Source organism: Culicoidibacter larvae, from assembly GCF_005771635.1.
GTDB classification, from domain to species: domain Bacteria; phylum Bacillota_I; class Bacilli_A; order Culicoidibacterales; family Culicoidibacteraceae; genus Culicoidibacter; species Culicoidibacter larvae.
Genome location: NZ_VBWP01000008.1, coordinates 12,877 through 36,706, shown reverse-complemented (window position 1 = coordinate 36,706; position 23,830 = coordinate 12,877). Strand labels below are relative to the sequence as shown.

The window sequence follows — 23,830 nt, the reverse complement described above, 5'->3', positions numbered from 1 at the left end:
CAATTAACCTGTTATCTTATTTTACCATAAATGGTGAAAAAATGCAGACAAGAACGATTGCTTGCAACAAAAAACCTTTGCCGCTAAACGGCAAAGGTTTTCAAAATAATTATTTACGGCGTTTAGCTATCAAAACACCTAAACCAGCTAATAGAGCAATTACACCAAAGCTTAAATACACAAACGTATTTTCACCGGTAATCGGTAAGCCAGACACTTGATTATTTTCAGAGCTATTATTATCTCCTGAGTTATTATCACTGCTATCGGTATTCTCAATAATATGAACAGTTACATCAAAAATTGAACTATTTCCAGCAAGATCAACTGCTGAGAGCCGAACGATGTAATCACCGGCAACATTCATGTTCACATTGCTGAAATCCACACTGATTGCAACTACACCATCAACAATATCATTTGCACTGGCGTTGATCGCTGCCAAGAACTCATCATCACTTGGCATTGCTGTTCCAGCTTCATAAGTAATTGCGTCATCGGCAGTAATCACCGGTGGCGTTGTGTCGACAACATGCACCTCTACATTAAGAGTAGCGATATTACCGGCTGCATCAACAGCTTTCAGTTCAACATTATAAGTGCCTGGTCTGCTTGCTTCAATCAAGCCCATATCAGCACTCAATGGAACGTTACCATCAACTATATCAACAGCCACACCATTAACTAACGCAATAAACTCCTGTGGCGTTGGCAATGCGCTGCCGGCCTCAAAGGTAATTGCTGCATCAGCAGTAATCACTGGCGGTGTCGTATCAACAATATACACGGCAACATTTTGTGTTGCTGTATTGCCAGCTGCATCAGTTGCGCGTAAAACAACTGTATACGTGCCCGGTACATTCATCTGCACGGCACTTAAATCAGTTGTCACCGCTACGCTGCCATCTACGATGTCCGTTGCACTGGCGTTTATAGCTGTGAGAAATGCTGATGTACTTGGTAAAGCACTGCCGGCTTCATAGGTGATTGCTGCGTCAGCAGTAATCACTGGCGGTGTCGTATCAGCAATATGCACGGCAACATTTTGTGTTGCAATATTACCCGATTTATCACTTGCACTTAATACTACTGTGTATGTGCCCGGTACATTCATTTGCAAGCTGCTTAAATCAGCAGTTACCGAAACAACACCATCAATATTATCAATAGCGCTGGCGTTTACAGCGGCTATAAAAGCCGAAGTAGTTGGCAAAGCACTGCCGGCTTCATAGGTGATTGCTGCGTCAGCGGTAATCACTGGTGGTGTCGTATCAACAACATTCACCGTGTATGACACCGAGACAGATATATTGGATAATGATGTACCCATACTAATATTAGCAGTATGCTTACCTGGTGCCAAAGTGCTGGTTGGTACTATCATATTTGTATCAATCGGTCCGATAGTTACATTTTTGCCGTCGATTCGTGCCGAATAGACGGCAAAACCACTGATTTTAGGCTTTAGCTGATTAACGATTGGTAAATCAGTAGTGAAGTCATTTCCCGCCTCGACTGTCAAAGTCTGGCTGATTGCTTGCGGGGTCAATGAACTAAGTGAAAAATTAAGTACTCGTTGCGGCAATTCCGGCAAAGCATTTTCAGCAACCGTAAACGAAGTCATTTTGGGCAACAAATCTAAAGCCGGTAAACTTGATAATCGGTTTTTATTTAACGCTAATGTCGTTAAGTTTGGTAAATCAAGATTAGGAATTGTTGGCAGCAAGTTACTCGTCAAGTTAAGTTGTCGCAGATTTTTCATGTTAGTGAATTCCGGAAGCACATTTATATAGTTACTCGTCGCAAACAGCGTCTGTAATTCAGGCATATTCCAGTCAGGAAATGTAGTAATTTTATTATTGTTTATATATAAAGTAACTAAATGAGTGAGTTTATCAAAATCCGGAAATGCAGTAATAAGCGTATTTGATATCGTCAATTTTGTCAGATCTGGTATTGCGCTGAAATTTGGTACTGCTGTTAATAAGTTTTCCGCTAATGATAAGTCATTAAGTTCCGGCATATAACTAAAATCTGGCACTACATTTAACTTTGTATTATTAATAGCTAATGTTTTTAATACTGGCATATAAGCAAAGTCAGGAACATGAGTAATAGCATAACCGGTAATAGTAAAACTTTTCATCAACGGCATATGAGCAAAATCCGGTACTGTGTTAGTTGTTGTCGTTGTTGTTCCGTCATTCAGCCCGCGAATAGTCATTGTTTGCATATTAGGCAAGTAATGGAAATCTGGAACTTCAAGAGTTTTACTGCCAGTCCATAAGTAAGAATATGATAATTTCGGTAGGTGTGAAAAATCCGGGATTACCGTGAAAGTACCGGCCATTATTGACAGACTCGTTAAGTTTGGTAAGTTATCATAGTCAGGTAGCTCACCTCTTGCAGAATGTGACAATGAAACCAGCGCTGGAATATGACTAAAGTTTACCGCCTCATCTAAATATGTATAAGTCAGATTTAATGAAGTCAGATTTGGTATATATTGAAAGTCCGGAACAGCTTTAAGATTCCCCGCCGATGAAATTGATAAACTTTTCAAGTTAGGAATATGCGAAAAATCAGCAACATTTACTAAAGCGTTGGCATAATTAATATTGATTACTTCCAATAACGGAACACCACTATAATCGATCAACTCAGTTAATTGGTTTAATGAATTAAGTGAAAGCGACTTTAATTTTGGCAATTGAAAATCTGGCAACACAGTATTGTTTAAGTATGTCAACGACATTGTTTCAAGATTAGGAAACTGGGTAGCATCAAAGTTATCCGGAAATGTTACATTCACTGATCCAGTTACACTTAATGATTTTAAATTAGTATATCCACCATAAGCAGTCAGTTGTTCTAAAACATCTGCACCCGGTGTTTGGGCAATTGATAACGTTTGAATATTATTTAACTGTGTTTGAGCAACCGTATTATTCACTGCACTGGCGTTATTATATACTGCTTGCGCAATTGCCGCTGCTAGCTTAGTATCCGGAAAAGCTTGATTAATCGGTGCCGGCAAAGTAACCGGGGCAACATAAAAAGCCGCTCCCAACTTATTACTTGGCATCGTATTCTCATTATTATTGGTTGTCTCAACTTCCTCAACAACATTATTATCAGTAGTACTTTGTTCCTCAGTACTTGTATTTTCTACTGTAGCTGCTTCATTCTGCACAGTTTCTTCATTATCTAAAGCTGTTACTAACGGACTTAGCGTATTAAAAAATAATCCAAGCACCAGAAGAGCAACAAACCCCCATTTGATTTGCTTCATGTATTATAATCCCCCCACGAGATATTTCAGAATATATTATATCATATTCTTATCAAATTCCAATTATAACATACTTCTTTCTTTTTGCAATATTGTGTAAAAAATTTAAAAACGGCAGGTCACGAGGACCTGCCGTTTTATTCTCTTCTTCTTAACGAATTGTTTTAATACGTAATAAGTTTGTATTACCTTGACCTTGAGGCATACCTGCAGTTAAGACTGCGATATCGCCAGCTTGTAATCCTAAAGCATCTTTAGCAATTGCTGCTGAATCTTCAAGGATATCATCTAAAGCTCCGGTTAAGTCTTTAACAATCGGAAGTACTCCCCAGCACAATGCTAAGCTACGAGCAACTTCTTCTGTTGGTACTACGGCAATAATTGGTGCCGCCGGACGGAATTTTGAAAGCGTACGCGCAGTTGCTCCTGAACGAGTAATTGCTACTACTGCTTTCGCATTTAAATCCATAACCGCATCAGCTACTGATAAACCGATTGCGCCTTCAATTGTTCCTTTTGAACTTGTTGAAGCATACGCTGTTAAATATTCAAAATCAAGTTCTTGTTCAATACGATGAGCAATACGAGATTGTGTCTCAACTGCTTCTACCGGATAATCACCGGCAGCCGATTCACCTGATAACATAACTGCATCAGTACCATCGAATACTGCGTTGGCAACGTCACTTACCTCTGCACGAGTAGGACGTGGATTTTTTTGCATTGATTCTAACATTTGTGTTGCGGTAATAACTGGTTTTCCAGCTGAGTTACATACTTTAATAATATGTTTTTGCATAACTGGTACATCCTCAGCAGGTACTTCAACCCCTAAGTCACCACGAGCAACCATGATTCCCTCTGAAACAGCTACGATTTCTTCAATCTTATCAACTGATTCTTGGTTTTCGATTTTTGGAATAATTTGAATATGTTCGCCACCATTAGCATTCAACAATTCACGAATTTCAATTACATCTTCTGGACGACGAGTAAATGATAATGCGATAAAATCAACGCCAACTTCACAACCCCAAAGGATATCGTTACGGTCTTTATCACTTAAGAAAGGCATAGAAAGGATTGCGCCAGGAATGTTAACCCCACGGCGATCTTTGATGTATGCATTGTTTACAACTGTACAAACAATAACACCATCTTCTTTACCAGTAACTGTTAACTCACAGTAACCATCATCTAAAAGAATCGTTCCACCGATTTCAACATCGTTGATTAAATCAGCATGTGTTACTGAAAATAATTCAGAAGTTCCTAAAACTTCTTTCATTGAAACACGTACAGTTTGACCTTTTACAAAGTCAACGCCGCCATTCTCAAATAAATGAGTACGGATTTCTGGTCCTTTAGTATCTAAAAGAATTGCAACATTTGTTCCCAACTCTTTATTGATTTCACGGATTGTTTTAACACGTCCGCCATGCTCCTCGTAATCACCATGTGAAAAGTTCAAACGGATAACATTCATCCCCGATTTTACTAACTCAGTCATTACCTCTTTCGGTTCTGATTTTGGTCCGATTGTACTTACTTGTTTAGTCAATTTTAAATTCATTTTTGCAACTTCCTTTCATTGCTTAAAAATTTTTATACGATCTCATAACATAAGTTATACAAGTCTAAAGCTGGGACATGTTTCATTGTTTCCAAAGCCTCAACAATATCAAAATCAACGACGCGATTTTGCTGAACTCCTACACAACGTCCGCCAATGCCGGCAGCAATGAGGCTGACTGCATGGGCTCCTAAACGACTTGCTAATACCCGGTCAAACGCTGTAGGTGAACCACCACGTTGAATATGACCTAAAATTGTTGCCCGCGTTTCAAAACCTGAATGTACCTCAATTAACTTAGCAAGTGCTTCCGGACTTTCAACCAATCCGTTTTTAATGCACCCCTCAGCTAAAATAACAATTGCATGCCGTTTGCCGCTATCATATGCTTTTTTCAATTGTTCAAGAACTTCTGGTAATGATAAATCTTGTTCTGGAATAAATACTGCTTCTGCTCCCGATGAAATGCCAGCCCAAATTGCTAAGTCACCAGCATTGCGGCCCATAACTTCAACAACATTTGCACGTCGGTGAGAACTCGATGTATCACGAATCTTATCAACTGCCTCGACAATTGTTTGCAATGCAGTATCAAACCCGATTGTAAAATCAGTTCCGGCAATATCATTATCGATTGTTCCCGGAAGACCAATACAATTAACACCTAATTCAGTTAACAACTTTGCCCCCATGTAAGAGCCGTCGCCACCAATAACAACAAGCGCTTCAATTCCGTGTTTTTTCAGAATCTCAACCGCCGCTTGCCGCACTTCCGGTTGCTTAAACTCTGGAAAGCGTGCTGAACCAAGTACTGTACCACCTTGTTTCAAGATACTGCTCACATCATTATGATTCAGAACTTTAATCTCTTCAGACAAAATCCCTGAGTATCCATTGTAGATAGCACATACTTCAATCCCGCGTTTCATAGCACTGCGTGCAACCGCGCGAATCGCTGCGTTCATTCCCGGAGCGTCACCGCCACTGGTTAAAACACCAATACGTTTTATCATTCTTTTCACCTCTAACTACTTCTTTCGTACACTCGAAATTGTACCACATTTCATGATTTCTCACAACTAAAACAATAGCTAAATGCTGGTTTTACTTGATTATTTTCAGGAAATGAAAATGTAAGCGGATACGACTGCTTACGAGGAAAGAAAAAACACTCAGTGGCTTAACCACTGAGTGTTTTACTATTCATATTAAATTATGCAGTTGCTTCTTCTTCTGCCATTTCATTTTCAACTTCTAATTCGCGGTTAGAAGCGATTACGAATGGAGCGTAGATTGCAGCTGAGATAGCAACGTTCACAAGTGCCACTAATGCAGCAAGGAAGTTACCACCTGTCATTAAGAATGCCCCGATACCAGCTGGTGTTACCCATGGTGCTGATAAAACGATTTTTGGTAAAACACCGAACATTGTTAACAACCAAGGCAAGATAATTGATGCCAATGGTGCTAATACGAATGGAATACCTAGGATTGGGTTCAATACGATTGGCATACCGAAGATAATCGGTTCATTGATATTGAATAATCCTGGAGCAACTGAGAAACTTACAATTGCTTTGTAGTCTGCACGTTTAGAGAATACGAAGATTGCAATGATTAATCCAAGAGTTAATCCTGAACCACCCATGAAACAGTAAGCATCAAAGAATCCACCACCGAAGATAGCCATTTGATCACTGTATGCACTTACACCTTGTTGGTATAATTCAATGTTTTGTAATTGTAATACACCGAAGATTGGTTGAGAAACTCCACCCAATACGTTTGGTCCATGAATACCAAACAACCATAAGAAACATGTTAAGAATACATAGATGAATGCTAATACAGCTCCACCAACACCAGTACGAGCAAATGCTAAGATTGGTTGTTGGATAACAACTGAAATGAATGTAGATAAGTCAGGTACTGAAACAAGTGGTGTTCTTGCAACTCCGTCAGCTCCAGTAGTTCCGTCTAATCCGAACAATCCATTAACTACACCAGCAATGTTTGGTCCCATTAATTGGAAGAATAATGCAACGATACCAGCTACTGTTAAAGTAATGAATGCTGGGAATAACGCTGAGAATGCATTAGCAACCATTGGAGGCACTGATTCTGGCATTTTGATTTGTAAAGCTTTTAAGCTCATTAACCAAATTGTTAATTCCCCAAACAGAATACCTACAACTAATGATGTAAATAAGTTTGCAGCTCCAAAGTAAACACCAGTGTTCAATACACCAATTCCGATAGCTCCTTCAGCAGCATAGTTTGTTAAAACAGCTGTTCCTGTTGCAGGATCTACAGTTACATAAGTTCCAGCAATTAAAGCAATGAATGCTGCCCCAACAATGAATGCAACAACAAGTGGGTTTTTAACATCACTTTGTTTTGCAAGGTTGTAAGGAATACCCATTGCGATAAAGAATGCGATCATAGCAAGAGTACCGTTATATAACGCACCAAAAATTGAGCGAATATGTCCAAGTACTTCAAGATATCCTTCTCCACCGAAGATTGAAGCTACTGCTGGGTTAGCTAACCCGAAGTCTGCTCCAAGAAAAACGTTGTTGATTAATACAGCAAATGCTGCAGCAATCGTAAGTGGCATGAACAGGATGAATGCATCACGCACTGCCCCAAGCTGACGTTGCGACCCTAACTTCGCAGCGAAAGGAACAAGTTTGTTCTCCAAGAAATTCATAATATACTCCTCCTAGAATATAAGAATGTATGATAATCGGTAAAGCTGTATATACAACCACCCCTATTAAGAAGCGGTTGCAATTAAGCAACCGTGTTATCTAAAAAAACCTCTTTATAGATTATTCACCCATCAATGCGAGTGCTGCTTCTATAACTTTTTTACCGTTCATAGAGCCATAAGCTACCATGTCGATAACGTCAACAGGAATTGCTCCGTTAACCATTTCTTCCATTTTCGCTTTTAAAAAGCGAACTTGAGGACCTAATAAAAGGACGTCAGCGTCTTGCCAGTTGTTTTTTGCTTCTGAATCACCAACTGCCCAGATTTTTGCTTCAACTCCCATTTCCTCAGCTGCTTTCTGCATTTTTGTTACAAGTAAACTTGTTGACATACCAGCAGAACATACTAATAGAATTCGTTTCATTGTTCTGTCACCTCTTCTCTTTGTAAACGTTTGCAACTTACATATACAATATACCAACTTTTGAAAATTTTGTCCACTTTTTTTATCGAAAAATGACATTTTAATGATTATTTAATTCATTCGTTCAATGATTTCCGTAATTCAGCAACTTTGTTAAGTCTTTCCCATGGCAAATCAACATCAGTTCGACCAAAGTGGCCGTATGCTGCAGTAGCCCCAAAAATCGGCTCAGTTAAACCTAACATCGCAATAATTCCGCTAGGACGCAGATCAAAACATTGACGTATTGCTGCAACAATATCTTTATGCGCAACTGTCTCAGTTCCAAATGTCTCAACAAAAATTGAAGTTGGCTCAGCAACACCAATTGCATATGATAACTGAACTTCACACTTATCAGCAAATCCAGCAGCTACCACATTCTTAGCAATATACCGAGCAGCATAAGCCGCTGAACGATCCACTTTAGAAGCATCCTTACCACTGAAAGCTCCACCGCCATGGCGCGCATATCCACCATAAGTATCCACAATAATTTTACGTCCGGTTAATCCGGTATCACCATGTGGACCGCCAATAACAAAACGCCCGGTAGGATTAATTAACACCCGGTACTCATGCTCAGTAAAACCAAATTGCTCAACAACCGGCTTCATAATCTCATTTCTAATATATGCACAGAACTCCTCGTGATTATAATCATCATCATGTTGTACCGACATCAACAAAGTATCCACTTTAGGATGCCCGGCATCAGTATAATCAATAGTAACTTGAGATTTCATATCCGGACGCGCATGTTTAAAAGCACCCGACTTACGCAACAAACTGGCACGATGTACCAATTCATGAGCAATAACAATTGGCAACGGCATTAAAGATTCGGTCTCATTAGTAGCAAAACCAAACATAATTCCTTGGTCACCGGCACCGCTTGCTTTTTCAGTCTCGCTATCGACGCCCTGAGCAATATCAACCGACTGCTCATGCATATAATTGCGCACCTCACAGGTATTACCATCCATACCAATAGCTTCATCAGTATAACCAATCTCAAGCAATTTCTTTCTGGCAATATCCTCAACATCAACATGAATATGGGTAGAAGCCTCACCGGCAATAATAACCAAATTCGTCGTCACTAAAACTTCGCAAGCAACCCGTGCATGCGAATCTACTGCAAGGTATGCATCCAAAATTGCATCACTGATTTGATCACATATTTTATCAGGATGCCCTTCTGAAACTGATTCTGAAGTAAACACTAATTTATCTTCAACCATTATATATACAACTCCCTATAACCATAAAAAAAACGCCCCAAAGGACGGAAATATATATCCATCCGTTATCTGCAAGAATTAGCACCTTGCCGACAATTCGGTAGGTTGCTGCGATGTTATCAGGCTTGTCCCTCGATCGCTCTTGATAAGGATTTTCTCTACTCATTTAATTCCATTCTAGTATAGCTTTTTTCATCGCTGACGTCAAGGTTAAGAAAGCAAGAAACCCCTCCGGTCATAAACCGGAGGGGTTTCCTATTTTCGCTTGGGTAAAACAATCGAGCGATATAGCCAGACTGTCACCACATAATAGATAGCATACACCACTGTAAAGATAGTGAGCGGCAACCAAATTTGGTAGTAAGGATCTTGCAGGAACACACTAAACATCTGCATTCCGAAAATAACATGCAACACGCCGACAATACCTGGGATCGCAAACAGCACCAAAATCTCACGAGCAGCCGATTTCTTGAGCAGCCGCTCACGCACGCCCATTTTCGAAAGCATATCATATCTAGGTTTATCCGCTTTAGCGCTAGCCAAAATTTTGAACATCAGAATACTTGCCATCATTGATAAGAAAGCAAAACCTAAGAAGAAGCCCATAAACATTGTCCCGCTGGCAAAGGCATACATCATCACATATAAATCATATTTTGAACCAAGTACAAAATCCGCACTGCCATCACTAAAGCGAGCAGTCTGTTCATTATTAATTTTTTCAATAACTGGTTTATTTTGAATAAAATCAGCGACTTTGATTGCTTCGAGAGTCTGTACATCAGCGTCGACTTCATTAAAATCAGCAGTATTTAAGAAAGCAATTTTAGTTTCCCGATACATCGAGCGCAAATTCCAATCACCAATAGCACGATACCATTGGTAGACCGTATCAGACTCATCTTCGTAAACATCAGCAACTGAATAATCAAGATTGCCCTGAACTTGTTTCATTTCTATGCTTCCTTGTTCAAAATTATATTCAGTATAATACCATTTTTGATTATTTAACTCTGTATTATCAAAATATAAAGTACCATCTTTGTCTTTAAAATGATAAATGGTAATTTGTGCATCAGTTAACTGTTTAACCAAATCATGTTCTGCATTACTTGGTGCAACTAAGGTAACATCGGCATACATGGTTTGATTCGTTTGCAGCATAATATTTTCTTTAAACGCCATTCCTGCTGTCATAGCGCCGGCACCAAGGGCAATCAGCATCGCTACTGTTCCTAATACCTTAGTTAAACTTTGTGCCCGGAATTGCAATTGTGCCAAAGTAAAAGCATTAATACCTTTGCTTTTGAAATTAGTTTTTTGAATCCAACCGATAACCGTTGGCACTACAATAATGAAGAGCAGATAAGTTGCTGTAGTAATTGTGAATGCACCGCCAAATAACCCAACAATCTGCAACGTCTTAACATTGTAAATCAGATAGTAACCAACAACTAAGAGTACAATCGAAATTACTACACCAATAAAATTCAATACCCCACGCTTTTTAGGTCGTTGTGTTTTTTGTTCCTCAGTCAATAATTCCAAAACTGATTTGCGAGCTATTTTCGAAGCATTCACAACTGATGTTATGAAAAATAAAAGCAGGAAGAAGATTGCAGTAATCGTAAATGACGGAAAGAAAAATGCTTGATAACCATCTAATTGAATATCTAACATACCCATAAACATTGTTGCCACCCCCTGTGACAACAATGCGCCGACAACGGTACCGATTAATAAAGCTACAACTCCCATACCTAAAGTTTCAAAGAAAACTAATTGCATAACCTTACTTTTCTTTGCACCAAGCATCATGTACATGCCGAACTCTTTTGTACGAAAGGATAAAAAGAACGAATTAGCATAGAAAATATAGAAGAAAGTAATGATCGCTAATAAAAATGCTCCTACCTGGAAAACCAGCATAATTGCACCAATAATCGCATTCGCTTTAACAAAAGCATCATTCATCGCTAAAGTCTCAAACATATAGAAAATTGCCACAGCCATCACCAGACCGACAATCAATGTCAAATAATCCTTTAGCATCTTTCTGATATTAGAAAAAGATAACTTAAATAACATGATGAACTCCCCTCTTACATTTCCGGTTGAGCAAAATTCGCTCTTGCACCAGCATTAATTGGCTCATCATCAATGTGAACCTGTGCTAAAACACTCAAAATTTCTTGATAAAACTCCGCTCGTGAACTGCGATTGTGCAGCTCACGATAAATCTTACCATCTTGAATAAATAAAATACGATTGCAATAACTAGCACTAAAGGCATCATGCGTAACCATCATAATCGTTACATCATACACCTCATTTAAAGATTGCATTGTTTCAAGCAAGTTTTTAGCACTCTTAGAATCCAAAGCACCAGTCGGCTCATCAGCTAAGATCAAAGAAGGCTGATGAACTAAAGCTCTTGCTGCCGCTGTCCGTTGTTTCTGCCCGCCTGACAACTCAACCGGATACTTCGTCAATAAATCAGCAATTCCCAATAGTTCAGCAACTTTTTTCACTTGAACCTTAGCTTGCTTATTCTTAACCCCTTGCAAAGACAGTGGCAAAGCAATATTTTCATAGACCGTTAAATTCTCTAACAAGTTAAAATCTTGGAAAATGAAACCTAGTTGATCAGCACGAAAATCAGCAATCTGATTATTATTCATCTTAGTAATATTAGTGCCGGCAATCTCAATAACGCCGCTGGTCGGCTTGTCAATAGTAGACACCGCGTTTAACATCGTTGTCTTACCGGAACCACTGGCACCCATAATGCCAACAAACTCACCTTTGGCAATATCAAAACTTACACCATTAAGTGCCACAACCTGACTGCCACCCTTTGAACCATAAATCTTTTTAATATTTTCGACATGTACAATATTTTGCATATACATACTCTCCTTTTCAACATCGTCTACCTAAGTATAACCTCAAAAAAAACCAAGTGCCATTGTTTGATATTACAATTTTAATAACCAAACTTTCAATTCTGTTATCTTCCTGTTAGAAACACAAAAAGAGCGGCCCGGCAGGCCGCCCTTTTTCCTCAACTATAAATTCGCCGGATCGATTTCAAGTGCTCGTTGCATAAAACTGCTCTTGCTGATAACCAAATAAAAAATAAAGCTACCAATCGTCATCGATAATAATTCTCCGACAAATAATGTCGCATAGCTTTCCCAGAATGGCAGTCCGGTAATTGCCAGCTCGATGGCAATTACCACAATACCAACGGCACAAACAATGCTATTAATAACCAAACGCCATTTCAGCGATTTCACCTTACGCGCGAGCATTATCGCCACCACACCGGAAATAATCGTATTCGCCGTTCCAAAGAAAACATCTATCATCCCAAACGGAGAAAATAGATTGGTAATGAAAACCCCGATAGCGACACCAATCAGCCACTTGGGTTTACACATATAAGTTGCATTTAACATCTCCGCAACCCGGAGTTGAATAGCACCAAAAGAAAAAGGTGCCAAAAATAAAGACACTGCTACATACACAGCTGCCAGAATGGCATTAGTAGCCATTGACTTTGTTCGATTGTTCATGATTGTGGTCACTCCTAAAATAGTATTAAAAAGCATTACAAAAACACTTCTAACACTGTGCCTGCCACAACCAACTTATTTTATCACCTAATAAACTTCGTCAACACAGTACCATTATTTTACCAAAAAGAGCAGGACCGTTCAAGTCCTGCTCTTTTGCTTATTTTTCCATAAAGTCTTTCAAACGTTTAGAACGCGATGGATAACGCAACTTGCGTAAAGCTTTTGCTTCAATTTGACGAATCCGTTCACGGGTTACGCCAAATTCTTGACCAACCTCTTCTAAAGTACGAGAACGGCCATCATCAATACCAAAGCGCAAACGAAGCACACGTTCTTCACGGTCAGTTAATGTTTCCAATACATCACGCAATTGTTCTTTTAATACTTCATTTGTTGCATAATCAGTTGGTGATAATGAATCTTGGTCTTCGATAAAGTCACCTAAATGTGAATCGTCTTCCTCACCAATTGGCGTTTCCAATGATACCGGCTCTTGTGAAATCTTCAAGATTTCTCTGACCCGTGCCGGTGTCATTTCCATTTTTTCTGCTAATTCTTCAGCATTTGGTTCGCGACCAAGCTCTTGAACCAAACTTCTTTGGATTCGGTTCAACTTATTAATCGTTTCCACCATATGCACCGGAATACGGATTGTACGCGCATGGTCAGCTATCGCACGGGTAATTGCTTGACGAATCCACCAAGTTGCATAAGTCGAGAATTTAAACCCTTTATCCGGTTCAAATTTTTCAACCGCTTTAATAAGGCCCATGTTCCCTTCTTGAATTAAGTCAAGGAACAACATACCACGTCCGACATACCGTTTAGCGATACTAACAACCAAACGAAGATTGGCTTCTGCCAATTTTTGTTTAGCAATTTCATCACCGGCTTTGGCAGCAATAGCTAATTCCCGTTCTTCTTCAATACCTAATAAATCAATGCGACCAATCTCTTTTAAATACATACGCACCGGATCATTAATTTTACTTGCTAATTGATCATCAACAGCGCCACCGGCAATAATTCGTGCATCTTCATCATCTTCATCGTCTTCCTTAATATCATCAACATCAGGAACATCATCCTCAATAATTTCATCAGCAACAAAATCATCATCAACTGCGGCTTCCACAACCGGAATATCTTCGATTTTTTCAACCACTTCAATATTCTGATCACCAAGCATCACATATAAATCTTCAAGCTCTTGTGCATCTAAAACCTCATTCTTAATCATGGCATTAATTTGCTCATAAGTAATCATGTCGTTCTGTTTTTGAGCCTCAGCACTTATCTTCTCAAAAACACCAAATAATACATCAGTTTCGTTAGACATAAACATTTCTCCTTTATATCGAGTTCTTAATTTTAAAAATCTCCTGCACAATTGCTAATTCTTCCTCAACCGAAATCGTCGGATCATGCAATCGTCCTTCAAGTTTTTTCACTTGCGCGTTAATCGCAAATTCCTTTACTGTATGAATACAATCTTTTACTACTGCCTCGTTAATAAGGCCATCATCAAAACTAGTAAATAATTCGCTTAGTACCTGTCGCTCAGGTTCAGATAACTGATCAATCAACTGGCTTGCTTCAACATTTTTTGTGCGGTCATATTGTTCCAGCACCACATAAGCAATCGCCCGCAATCGATCATCATATAAATAATTTAATTCTTTTTCGTAAGCGACCGCATACTGCATATCCATTATCATCGCATACACCAACTTACGCTCTGCAAGCTGATATTTATCCAAATGCATATGTCGCACTTGTATCGGCCGCTCTTGAACACTCCGCGTCTGCATTACCGGCTGAACCTGCTGCGGATTATCCTTTAGCACCTGTTCATCCAATTCAGCTCGTAAAGCCTCATATCGCAATCCAAATTCTTCACTCAGTTTTTGCAAATACGATTCTTGATCCAATCGTTCTGCTTTCCGCAAATGGGTAAAGAAACTTTGAATATAAATTTTTCGATCATCAAAATTAGTTAGATTTTTGTCCTGGCGTTCGTAGTTATACAAGAACGCCAAGAAAGCATGCGGCGACTCAAGCAAAGCTTTGGTCGCCTCAGCACCATTTGCTTGCAGATATTCATCTACATCTTTAGCCTTCTTCGCTTGTGCCACTTCTACATGAAAACCAAGTTCAGTCAACAACTGCCCGGTTTTATATATTGCTTGCATACCGGCACGGTCAGTGTCAAAACAAATAACAACATTAGTTGTATATCGTTTTAACAGGTTCGCCTGTTCTTTAGTGAACGCTGTTCCCAATGAAGCAACGCTCTCCTTGATGCCAACGCTGACAGCAGCAATAACATCCGGAATGCCTTCAAACAAGTAAACTCGTTTCTTTTTACGAATTTCTTCTTTTGCTGCTGAAAGATTATAAAGCAATAAGCGTTTTTTAAATATTTCAGTTTCCGGACTATTATAATATTTCGCTTGATCACTTTCACCGAAAATCCGTCCGGAAAACCCTACATACGAACCGTTCAAATCCTGAATCGGAAATACAATTCGATTTCGGAACGCATCATAGTACGATGACTGACCTTGGTGCAGTAGCCCGGATGCAACACCGTCTTCTATGGACAAGCCTTTGCTCTTCAAAAACTCGACCAACAACTGACGGTCAGGTGCAAAACCAATATGAAATTGTTCAATTATTTCATCATTCATGCCACGCTGATGTAAATACATCCGCGCTCCATGACCAATATCAACTTTAATAAACTGCTCATAAAGTTGCGTAACTGCTGTATGTACTTCAATCAACCTTTGTTGCTGGTCAGTATATTTCGGGCCAACAGCAGCTGTCGAATAGTTAGTTGGCAGTTCAACATTGCCGCGCGCAGCAAGTTCAGTAACCGCCTCAACGAAAGAAATATTTTTATATTTCATCAAGAAACCAAAAACATTCCCGCCTTCATGACATCCAAAACAATGAAATATCTGTTTTTCCGGTGAAACCGAAAGCGAAGGCGTATCTTCACCATGGAACGGACAGCAGGCAAAATAATTGCGCCCTTTCCGTTCCAAACTGATATATTCGCCAATAACATCAACGATATTATTTTTCCGGCGTATCTCATCAATAAGTTCTTCTGGTATTTTTGCCATGCATCTCACCACCGTTTCATTCTACCGAGTCATAGCACAAAGACCTATTAAAGAGTAATCTCTTTTTGTAAATAAACAACCAATTCATCGATTGCAATTCGTTCTTGTTCCATTGAATCACGATGACGGATAGTTACACTATTATCTTCTAAGGTATCAAAGTCAACAGTAATACAGAATGGTGTTCCGATTGCATCCTGGCGACGATACCGTTTACCGATTGCTCCGCTTTCATCATATTCAATCATGAAGTGTTTACTTAACTCTGCATATAATGCTTCTGCTTCAGCTGAAAGTTTTTTAGTTAACGGTAAAATCGCAGCTTTAATCGGCGCGAGATATGGATGCAGATGTAACACCTCACGGGTTGTTTCATCTGCCAAAGTTTCTACATCATAACTGTCACAGAACACAGCTAATAATAATCGATCTACCCCAACAGATGGTTCAATACAATACGGCACATATTTTTTATTAGTCATCGGATCTAAATATTCCATAGATTGCTTTGAGTGCTCCATATGGGCCTTCAAGTCATAATCGGTACGGTCAGCAATACCCCAAAGCTCACCAAAACCATCACCAAATGGAAATTTGTATTCAATATCCGTTGTTGCGTTCGAGTAATGCGATAATTCATCTGCTTCGTGATCACGTAATCGTAAATTTTCATCATGAACCCCAAGTTTTAATAAGAATTGATGACAGTATTCACGCCAGTAGCTATGCCACTCAAGATCAGTCCCTGGTTCACAGAAAAATTCCAATTCCATTTGCTCGAATTCTCTCGTACGGAAAATAAAATTTCCGGGAGTAATTTCATTTCGGAATGACTTTCCAATTTGAGCAATTCCAAATGGAACTTTTTTTCTGGTTGTACGTTGAACATTTTTAAAATTCACAAAAATACCTTGTGCCGTTTCCGGACGTAAATAAACTGCATTTTTAGCGTCATCGGTCACTCCTTGGAAAGTTTTAAACATTAAATTAAAATCTCTAATTCCGGTAAAGTCACTGGCACCACAGTTTGGACAAGGAATGTTGTTTTCTTTAATATATGCTTCCATCTCATCATTAGTCATGACTTCAGCATTTACTTGACCTCTACTGTACTCTTCAATCAATTTATCGGCACGATGACGGGTCTTGCAGTTTTTGCAATCCATCAACGGATCAGAAAAGCCACCAATATGTCCTGAAGCTTCCCATACTTTTGAATTCATTAAAATTGCACTATCAAGTCCAACATTATATGGCGACTCCTGAACAAATTTTTGCCACCAGGCTTTTTTGATGTTGTTCTTTAGTTCAACTCCAAGTGGGCCATAATCCCAAGTATTTGCCAAACCACCATAGATTTCGCTCCCTTGATAAACAAACCCTTGCGTCTTGGCATGCTGAACAATTGTTTCCATTGATTTCGTCACACAATTACCTCCATTCAATTCCCGGTACAGAAAGAAACAAAAACCTCATTCTTCGCATAGCAAAAGAACGAGATTTATTCATTATTTTCATGGTTATAATTGGTTGTTGTTTTTTACAAGCATAATTATACACACACTTTCCGCACCATACCATGTAATTATATACTATTTTGCCCTTGTTTACAAGGCTCTCACCGCTTTTTCTGAATCAATAACCAAATAATTCGCCAGAGTACTAAACTTATTGCAAAACCAACCATATTCAGCAAAATATCATCAATATCAAAAGCCCTTGTTTCAGTCAAAAATAATTGTGTAATCTCGATTCCTAATGAGAGCAATAATGCAAATCCAAATAGAAGTAATGCTGATACTTGTTTTCCTTTTTTATCAAAATACAAATGTGCTAACGGCGCAAATGGAACTAATAATATAATATTGCCAATAATATTACGAAATGAATTATAACCCTCAATCGGCCAATACCGACTGATAGTTTCAAAAGGGATTAATTGAATTCGATAATGCCATTCTGAGATATCCAAATTTGGATGCAACGGCGTTAATGTAATTTCAAACAGACAACCAATATAAAGAATCATTAAAATACTACGATAATCGCGACGCAAATTAAAAGTACGACCTTGGATGAACCACGCCGCTACCCGGTAAATAATATATGTTAAACAAACTCCGATTAAAACATACGGAACTTCACTAAAAAGATCATCGATAATAAACATGTATGCACCCCCATACTACTTATCAGCAATAAAAAACGAACGCTCGCCATCTTCGCGCCACTCATTACTAAAATCACTGCTACAAGTACAACTAGTAAATCCGCTGTTCTGCAGAAGTATTTTATAAGTTTCAGCATCAGCAAGCCATTGTTCATGAATCTCATCAAAACGGCGATAACAACCATCTGCTTCTAAAACAAAAAAGCTCATATCATGGAAAATATAAGTTTTATCAGTTTCACTCATATAACTTTCCCAGATGACACTGCAATTCTCATCATTATCAGCATAGCTAAAATCAGCAAACTGATCACGCTTAGTTTCTGAATGCACATCAAAAACAAACTTACCACCGAATTTTATTGCCGAAAAAACATGTTTAAAACATTGTTGAACCGCTTCACTTGATAGTAAGTAATTGATTGAATCACAAGTGCTGATTATAATATCAAATTGTTCACCGCCTAAATCAACTGTGCTCATATCAGCACAAACCCACTCAACATCAACTGAAGCTTGTCGTGCCCTTTCACGAGCAAGTGCAAGCATATCACTGGAAATATCAATCCCAGTAACATGATGTCCAAGCTTTGCTAATTCCACAGCGACATAACCGCTGCCACAACCTAAGTCAGCAATTCTCACTGCCTGCTTCGGTAAAAATTGTTTAATATATTCAACCCATTCTTGATATGGGGCCTCTAACATTAACTGATCGTATACGCCTGCAAATTGCTCATACATAAACGAACCGCTCCTTTACCTGATATATTATAACATAGTTACCAATCATAAAAAAGCAGTCGGGACCACTTTGTCCCGACTGCTTCCGCTTTCAATAACGCTCGGTTTTATACCATTTCCGCTGTCTTTTTAAAACAAAATCAAGAAAATAAGAACCATATGCTTGAATCGAAATAATAATAAATAATTGCGCATAAGTAAAATATGATACACATGCCAACAAAAAGTTGCGAACCGTACTCTGCCCGCGATCAGTAACCAATGCCAAAAATATTTGTAATACATACAGGGTATACATTAATCCCCACGAAATAACAAAAACAATATACATTGGTTTTGAAAGCTCAATTGGCAAGACAAAATCAAACCCGAACAAATTAAAAAGATTAAAAATAAGTCCGATAATAAATAGTGTGTTTGAAATCATTACTGCCACCAAAAACCAAAAATATGTCGACAAATAATAAAAAGTCTCCAATTTTATTCGCCAATCATTACGGCCAAACATACGTTTCACGTTTTTAAGGACCACATACAAATTTCCTTTTGCCCATCGCGTTCGCTGCTTAATATAAACACTCAACTGTTCTGGCTCCTGTTGATACGCTTCCGCCCGACTCTCCAACGCAATACGGTATCCGCGCGCCATAATCTCAAAGCCAAGTTCAGTATCCTCAGTCAAGGCATCAACATCCCAACCACCAATTTCATCAATAATTGAACGTCTGACAATGAAATTTGTTCCAGGAATCTGACCCAAACGGAAAAATTGCCAACGACCGGTATGCACCACCCGTTGCGAAGTAATCAATTCCAAATTAATCATTCTCGTCAACATATTACGGTTACGATTTCTAGCCTTATTCCGTCCGAAAACCGCACCATATTCTTCATTCTCCAAAACTTTACGCACTAACAACAATAGCGCATTTTGTTCCGGCGCTGCATCAGCGTCATAAACACATAAAAATTCACCACGGGCATTTTGACGACCATAATTTAAGGCTTGCGATTTACCGCCGCCGGCATCCTCACAATCAGCAGTGTTTATTAACTGAATATCCCGCTTCTCATACATTTTAATTATTCGTTTAACAATTTGTTTTGTATTATCTTGAGAACGATCATTAATAATTCTAATTTCCATTTTTTCATGGGGATAATTCATTGCTAATATTCGACGGACAGTAGCTTCAATAACCCGTTCTTCATTATGAGCCGGAACCATAACCGTTACTGTTGGCAAATGCTCCCAATCTATATCCTTAAACTCTACACTTTCTTTCAACTTTTTAAAATGAAAACGCAGCGATCCGGCGATAATAAAAAGCGTTTCAATGACTGCAAGCCAAATTGAAACAACTGAAAAAAGCAGCAAAAAAGCTAAAATATATTCCATTTACTCGCCTCCATATTGAACTGCATAATGATTAATATATTTTCTTCTTAAAATCAAAATCAGAATAAACAATGTAATTGTTACGAAAATAAAGAAGCTCAATACAGCAATTGATATACCGAGCACCCATACCTCAAACCAGCTACCGAATATACTCACTGCTCACGTCCTCCTCGGTTAAACGGATTAATCGACTCCAAATTGTACTTACATCATCTATATTAAGTAATTCTTTATGCCCCAGTTGGCCACTTTTTAAACAAATCTGCACATCTTTATTCGGTTTATAATGCTGGGCAAACTGTTTAATATATTTGCTCAACTCTTGCATACGGCTTTCAGTTCCAAATGGAAAAAGAATCGCTAGTTCACCGCGTGAATTCCAAAACATTTCCTCATCGTAATGAATAAATGTTCTAAAATTACTAATATAATGAGCAATCATCTCATTAAAACGCCGATGACCTATTTCATCATAAATAAAATCAACAAATTCAATCCGAAACAACACCACACCATAACGGTAATTCGAATAATGTTTGGAAATCTGGGTCTGCTTTAATAATGCATCATTGAAAGCCTGAACATTCGGCAATCCGGTTATTAAATCAACGGTAGTAAAATATTTATTTTTTTGTAAACCCTTAAAAATTGTCAAAGCATCTGCTTCAAGCCGGCGGAGATAGCTGGAGACCGCTAGCAATAACGGCACAATAAAAAGATGCACGTAATCACTGATAATGTAATTCCGATCAATACCTGTTACGCCTAACCAAACTGCGTACCATACCACAAAGGCAAACCCAAAAACAGCAGCAATTCTCGGACCGCCAAAATAGCCAACAAAAATGCTTAAAAAAGCAGCGGTATTAATTGCATAATCCGCCCAACTAAACTCATGAACAACAAAAAACTTAAAATAAGCAAAAGAACCATTTAAAACAATGCATATTATCAATAATGCACGAACTCGTTGCATCAGTTCCAAACGGTTTTCCGGCAACACTTTCCTCATATTCATCTATCCTCAAATCCTCAAAGTCTATCCACGATTACCAATTATACTTAATACAAAACACAAAATCAATATTTTTCACATTATTTGCGTATTAAGCTAATTTTGAGAGAAATGAGAAAAACCGTGACCTCCACACGAAAGGTCACGGTTTTTAAAACTCTATTATTTTTGTCCAACTAATTGCACAATTGCAACAATCACTTCAACGGCTTTTTCCATCGAAGCAACCGGCACAAACTCGAAACGGCCATGGAAATTATGCCCGCCGGCAAAAATGTTCGGGCATGGCAATCCCATATATGATAGGTTTGAGCCATCAGTACCACCGCGAATTGGTTCAATCAGTGGGGTTACGCCAACTGATTTCATTGCTTGCTCCGCCAGCTCGACAATATGGAATACAGGTTCAACTTGTTCTTTCATATTGTAATAACTATCGCTTAATTCAACGATTACCTTCGCTCCAGGATGCTGTTTATTTAAAAATTCAGCAATTTGTTCAGCGCGTTGTTTTTTATCCTCAAATAATTCACGGCTGTGATCACGAATAATATAATTGAGTTCAGCATATTCAACCTCACCGCTCATTGTATGCAGGTGATAGAAACCTTGATATCCCTCAGTATATTCCGGGCGTTCAAGTGTCGGCAGCATGCTATGGAATTCCATAGCAATTTCGCTGGCATTAATCATTGCATCCTTGGCATCGCCAGGATGCACCAAGCGGCCGTGCACTTTTACTTTGAGACTGCCGGCATTAAAGTTTTCATATTGTAATTCGCCAATTTTTCCACCGTCCATAGTGTAAGCAAATTCAGCACCAAAACGTTCCACATCAAACTTAACTACCCCGCGACCAATCTCTTCATCAGGAGTAAATCCTATGCAAACATCACCATGTTCAATCTCCGGATGACTCATCAAAAATTCAGCAGCAGCCATAATTTCAGCGATTCCAGCTTTATCATCAGCGCCTAGCAAAGTTGTGCCATCAGTCGTAATCAGAGTTTGCCCTACATACTTTAATAAATCCGGGAAGTCCTGTGGCGACAATTGATATTCATCATTCAACTTAATAGTTGAACCATCATAATTTTCAATAATCTGCGGCCGAACATTTTCACCGCTGCAATCCGGTGAAGTATCCATGTGAGCAATGAATCCAACTGCCGGCAAATCCTTTTTCGAATTGCTCAGGATTTTTGCCATCACATATCCATGTGCGTCAACATTGGCATTCTCAATACCCATAGCTTGCAACTGCTCACATAATAAGTGAGCAAGATCAAATTGTCGCTGCGTACTTGGGGTTTTAGTATTTTCAGGATCAGAAGTCGTATAAATTTTAACATACTCTAAAAAACGTTCAGTAACTGATTGCATATAATTGCCTCCTAAAATTTGTTCTTGCTAATGCACATAAGTATACCATAAAACACTTGCTTTTAGGGAAAAACATTTTAAAAAGCGGGTCAAAAACCCGCTTTTTAATTCCCTTTATACGCATGAAGCATATCATTCAATTTAGTTCCGCTGATGTGATAATAAATCGCCAAACCTATTTGTAAACCAAAGTAAAAGACAGTTACAATTGCAAAGCTTAACCATATTGAGGCGGTGAAACTTAACCAGCCGGCGCTCAACCAAAGGCTAGCGGAAACTACTAAATACATCAATCCCAGACGAATAACATATGGTACTTGCCCAATCACATCAGTTAACAAGACAACTTCACATAAAGTAAAAATAACTGACCACACTAATAACTGCCACAACAATGTCATATTAATAGTTTGTACACTGAAAATTAAAGCTGCTAACATATATAGAAATACCATAGCAGCAAATAATACACCCCATAACATCTTGGTGTCGCCTACCAAGTTCAATACTCTCTTCATCGCTTTTTTCCTCCTAAACTTAATTTGTTTTTTAAACTGCGGAAATATTGTCGTGAAACCTCAACTGTTTCATCATTACATAAATATAAAAGCGCCCGTGCCGAAAACAACGGTTTAATCTTGAGCACATTATTTAAATTAACCACCATTGCTTTAGAAATTCTTGTTAAGCCATACTGTCCAAACTGTTGTTCAATTTGGTACAATGGTAATTTCGTTTCATAATTTTTATCATTAGTATAAACAAAAGTTCGTTTATCTACTGACTCACAATACAAAATATCGGTAATGGCAACCCGACATTGCATGCCATTATCATCACAAATCAGTATCAAACTAAATCCTTCAATCATCCGGTGAAGCGAAGTTGTCACATCATCCACTTTTGGCGTCTTAATAACTACACTCAATTCATCAATATTTGCATCTTCAACAATACTTACTTTCATAAAAATACCCTCCTATGCTGCAACACCCTCTGAGTATACTCCAAAAAAATGTCCCAAGCAATAAGCCCATATCCAAGTGGCAAAAATTACTGTCTAAGTGGTCGATTAAAAATAAAAAATGCTTGTCGTATAATCGACAAGCATTTTTT

At 38.6% G+C, this 23,830-nt stretch carries 20 protein-coding genes and 1 riboswitch; all 20 genes read right to left on the bottom strand.

The features are described from left to right. Positions 1-109 precede the first annotated feature (109 nt). Entirely contained in the window at positions 110-3,292 is a 3,183-nt protein-coding gene (locus FEZ08_RS08860; protein ID WP_138191497.1) for a LapB repeat-containing protein, read from the bottom strand. Positions 3,293-3,443: 151 nt separating this feature from the next. Further along, positions 3,444-4,865, bottom strand: a complete 1,422-nt coding sequence (pyk, locus tag FEZ08_RS08855; RefSeq protein WP_138191495.1) for a pyruvate kinase — start codon at positions 4,863-4,865, stop codon at positions 3,444-3,446. Between the two features lie 32 nt (positions 4,866-4,897). After that, entirely contained in the window at positions 4,898-5,878 is a 981-nt protein-coding gene (gene pfkA / locus FEZ08_RS08850) for a 6-phosphofructokinase (protein WP_138191493.1), read from the bottom strand. 200 nt (positions 5,879-6,078) lie between these two features. Next, complete coding sequence (locus FEZ08_RS08845; protein WP_138191491.1) at positions 6,079-7,575, bottom strand: PTS sugar transporter subunit IIC; 1,497 nt, start codon at positions 7,573-7,575, stop codon at positions 6,079-6,081. A gap of 121 nt (positions 7,576-7,696) precedes the next feature. After that, on the bottom strand, positions 7,697-8,002 hold the full coding sequence (locus FEZ08_RS08840; protein ID WP_138191489.1) for a PTS sugar transporter subunit IIB: 306 nt from the start codon (positions 8,000-8,002) through the stop codon (positions 7,697-7,699). Positions 8,003-8,118: 116 nt separating this feature from the next. Next, the gene (gene metK, locus FEZ08_RS08835) at positions 8,119-9,285 is read right to left on the bottom strand and encodes a methionine adenosyltransferase (protein WP_138191487.1); all 1,167 of its coding nucleotides are present in this window, start codon (positions 9,283-9,285) and stop codon (positions 8,119-8,121) included. A 62-nt stretch (positions 9,286-9,347) separates the two neighbouring features. Continuing rightward, positions 9,348-9,437, bottom strand: a riboswitch (SAM riboswitch). A 103-nt stretch (positions 9,438-9,540) separates the two neighbouring features. Then, a complete protein-coding gene (locus FEZ08_RS08830) occupies positions 9,541-11,376 on the bottom strand; it encodes an ABC transporter permease (RefSeq protein WP_138191485.1) in 1,836 nt (611 codons plus the stop codon). Between the two features lie 14 nt (positions 11,377-11,390). Continuing rightward, positions 11,391-12,194, bottom strand: a complete 804-nt coding sequence (locus FEZ08_RS08825; RefSeq protein ID WP_138191483.1) for an ABC transporter ATP-binding protein — start codon at positions 12,192-12,194, stop codon at positions 11,391-11,393. A 162-nt stretch (positions 12,195-12,356) separates the two neighbouring features. Next, complete coding sequence (locus FEZ08_RS08820) at positions 12,357-12,866, bottom strand: QueT transporter family protein (RefSeq protein ID WP_171015007.1); 510 nt, start codon at positions 12,864-12,866, stop codon at positions 12,357-12,359. A 160-nt stretch (positions 12,867-13,026) separates the two neighbouring features. Beyond that, positions 13,027-14,208 (bottom strand): RNA polymerase sigma factor RpoD, encoded by a 1,182-nt coding sequence (gene rpoD / locus FEZ08_RS08815; protein WP_338419049.1) that lies wholly within the window; start codon positions 14,206-14,208, stop codon positions 13,027-13,029. Between the two features lie 13 nt (positions 14,209-14,221). Beyond that, a complete protein-coding gene (gene dnaG, locus FEZ08_RS08810) occupies positions 14,222-16,000 on the bottom strand; it encodes a DNA primase (RefSeq protein WP_138191477.1) in 1,779 nt (592 codons plus the stop codon). A 47-nt stretch (positions 16,001-16,047) separates the two neighbouring features. Beyond that, entirely contained in the window at positions 16,048-17,415 is a 1,368-nt protein-coding gene (locus FEZ08_RS08805) for a glycine--tRNA ligase (RefSeq protein WP_138191681.1), read from the bottom strand. Positions 17,416-17,618: 203 nt separating this feature from the next. Next, positions 17,619-18,170, bottom strand: a complete 552-nt coding sequence (locus tag FEZ08_RS08800; RefSeq protein WP_138191475.1) for a VanZ family protein — start codon at positions 18,168-18,170, stop codon at positions 17,619-17,621. Positions 18,171-18,185: 15 nt separating this feature from the next. Further along, positions 18,186-18,914 (bottom strand): class I SAM-dependent DNA methyltransferase, encoded by a 729-nt coding sequence (locus tag FEZ08_RS08795; protein WP_138191473.1) that lies wholly within the window; start codon positions 18,912-18,914, stop codon positions 18,186-18,188. Between the two features lie 91 nt (positions 18,915-19,005). Next, the gene (locus FEZ08_RS08790) at positions 19,006-20,304 is read right to left on the bottom strand and encodes a glycosyltransferase family 2 protein (RefSeq protein ID WP_138191679.1); all 1,299 of its coding nucleotides are present in this window, start codon (positions 20,302-20,304) and stop codon (positions 19,006-19,008) included. Positions 20,305-20,313: 9 nt separating this feature from the next. After that, entirely contained in the window at positions 20,314-20,472 is a 159-nt protein-coding gene (locus tag FEZ08_RS12200; protein WP_171015006.1) for a hypothetical protein, read from the bottom strand. Next, on the bottom strand, positions 20,456-21,334 hold the full coding sequence (locus FEZ08_RS08785) for a diguanylate cyclase domain-containing protein (protein WP_138191471.1): 879 nt from the start codon (positions 21,332-21,334) through the stop codon (positions 20,456-20,458). Before FEZ08_RS08785 ends, FEZ08_RS12200 begins: the two co-directional genes overlap by 17 nt. Positions 21,335-21,493: 159 nt before the next feature. Then, the gene (gene pepT / locus FEZ08_RS08780) at positions 21,494-22,714 is read right to left on the bottom strand and encodes a peptidase T (RefSeq protein ID WP_138191469.1); all 1,221 of its coding nucleotides are present in this window, start codon (positions 22,712-22,714) and stop codon (positions 21,494-21,496) included. A gap of 104 nt (positions 22,715-22,818) precedes the next feature. Continuing rightward, the gene (locus tag FEZ08_RS08775) at positions 22,819-23,232 is read right to left on the bottom strand and encodes a hypothetical protein (protein WP_138191467.1); all 414 of its coding nucleotides are present in this window, start codon (positions 23,230-23,232) and stop codon (positions 22,819-22,821) included. Next, positions 23,229-23,681 (bottom strand): LytTR family DNA-binding domain-containing protein, encoded by a 453-nt coding sequence (locus tag FEZ08_RS08770; protein ID WP_138191465.1) that lies wholly within the window; start codon positions 23,679-23,681, stop codon positions 23,229-23,231. Before FEZ08_RS08770 ends, FEZ08_RS08775 begins: the two co-directional genes overlap by 4 nt. Positions 23,682-23,830 lie beyond the last annotated feature (149 nt).

Coding starts and splice junctions, on each gene's coding strand:
- FEZ08_RS08860 (WP_138191497.1), bottom strand. CDS start 3,292: ATGAAGCAAATCAAATGGGGGTTTGTTGCTCTTCTGGTGCTTGGATTA.
- pyk (WP_138191495.1), bottom strand. CDS start 4,865: ATGAATTTAAAATTGACTAAACAAGTAAGTACAATCGGACCAAAATCA.
- pfkA (WP_138191493.1), bottom strand. CDS start 5,878: ATGATAAAACGTATTGGTGTTTTAACCAGTGGCGGTGACGCTCCGGGA.
- FEZ08_RS08845 (WP_138191491.1), bottom strand. CDS start 7,575: ATGAATTTCTTGGAGAACAAACTTGTTCCTTTCGCTGCGAAGTTAGGG.
- FEZ08_RS08840 (WP_138191489.1), bottom strand. CDS start 8,002: ATGAAACGAATTCTATTAGTATGTTCTGCTGGTATGTCAACAAGTTTA.
- metK (WP_138191487.1), bottom strand. CDS start 9,285: ATGGTTGAAGATAAATTAGTGTTTACTTCAGAATCAGTTTCAGAAGGG.
- FEZ08_RS08830 (WP_138191485.1), bottom strand. CDS start 11,376: ATGTTATTTAAGTTATCTTTTTCTAATATCAGAAAGATGCTAAAGGAT.
- FEZ08_RS08825 (WP_138191483.1), bottom strand. CDS start 12,194: ATGCAAAATATTGTACATGTCGAAAATATTAAAAAGATTTATGGTTCA.
- FEZ08_RS08820 (WP_171015007.1), bottom strand. CDS start 12,866: ATGAACAATCGAACAAAGTCAATGGCTACTAATGCCATTCTGGCAGCT.
- rpoD (WP_338419049.1), bottom strand. CDS start 14,208: ATGTCTAACGAAACTGATGTATTATTTGGTGTTTTTGAGAAGATAAGT.
- dnaG (WP_138191477.1), bottom strand. CDS start 16,000: ATGGCAAAAATACCAGAAGAACTTATTGATGAGATACGCCGGAAAAAT.
- FEZ08_RS08805 (WP_138191681.1), bottom strand. CDS start 17,415: ATGGAAACAATTGTTCAGCATGCCAAGACGCAAGGGTTTGTTTATCAA.
- FEZ08_RS08800 (WP_138191475.1), bottom strand. CDS start 18,170: ATGTTTATTATCGATGATCTTTTTAGTGAAGTTCCGTATGTTTTAATC.
- FEZ08_RS08795 (WP_138191473.1), bottom strand. CDS start 18,914: ATGTATGAGCAATTTGCAGGCGTATACGATCAGTTAATGTTAGAGGCC.
- FEZ08_RS08785 (WP_138191471.1), bottom strand. CDS start 21,334: ATGAATATGAGGAAAGTGTTGCCGGAAAACCGTTTGGAACTGATGCAA.
- pepT (WP_138191469.1), bottom strand. CDS start 22,714: ATGCAATCAGTTACTGAACGTTTTTTAGAGTATGTTAAAATTTATACG.
- FEZ08_RS08775 (WP_138191467.1), bottom strand. CDS start 23,232: ATGAAGAGAGTATTGAACTTGGTAGGCGACACCAAGATGTTATGGGGT.
- FEZ08_RS08770 (WP_138191465.1), bottom strand. CDS start 23,681: ATGAAAGTAAGTATTGTTGAAGATGCAAATATTGATGAATTGAGTGTA.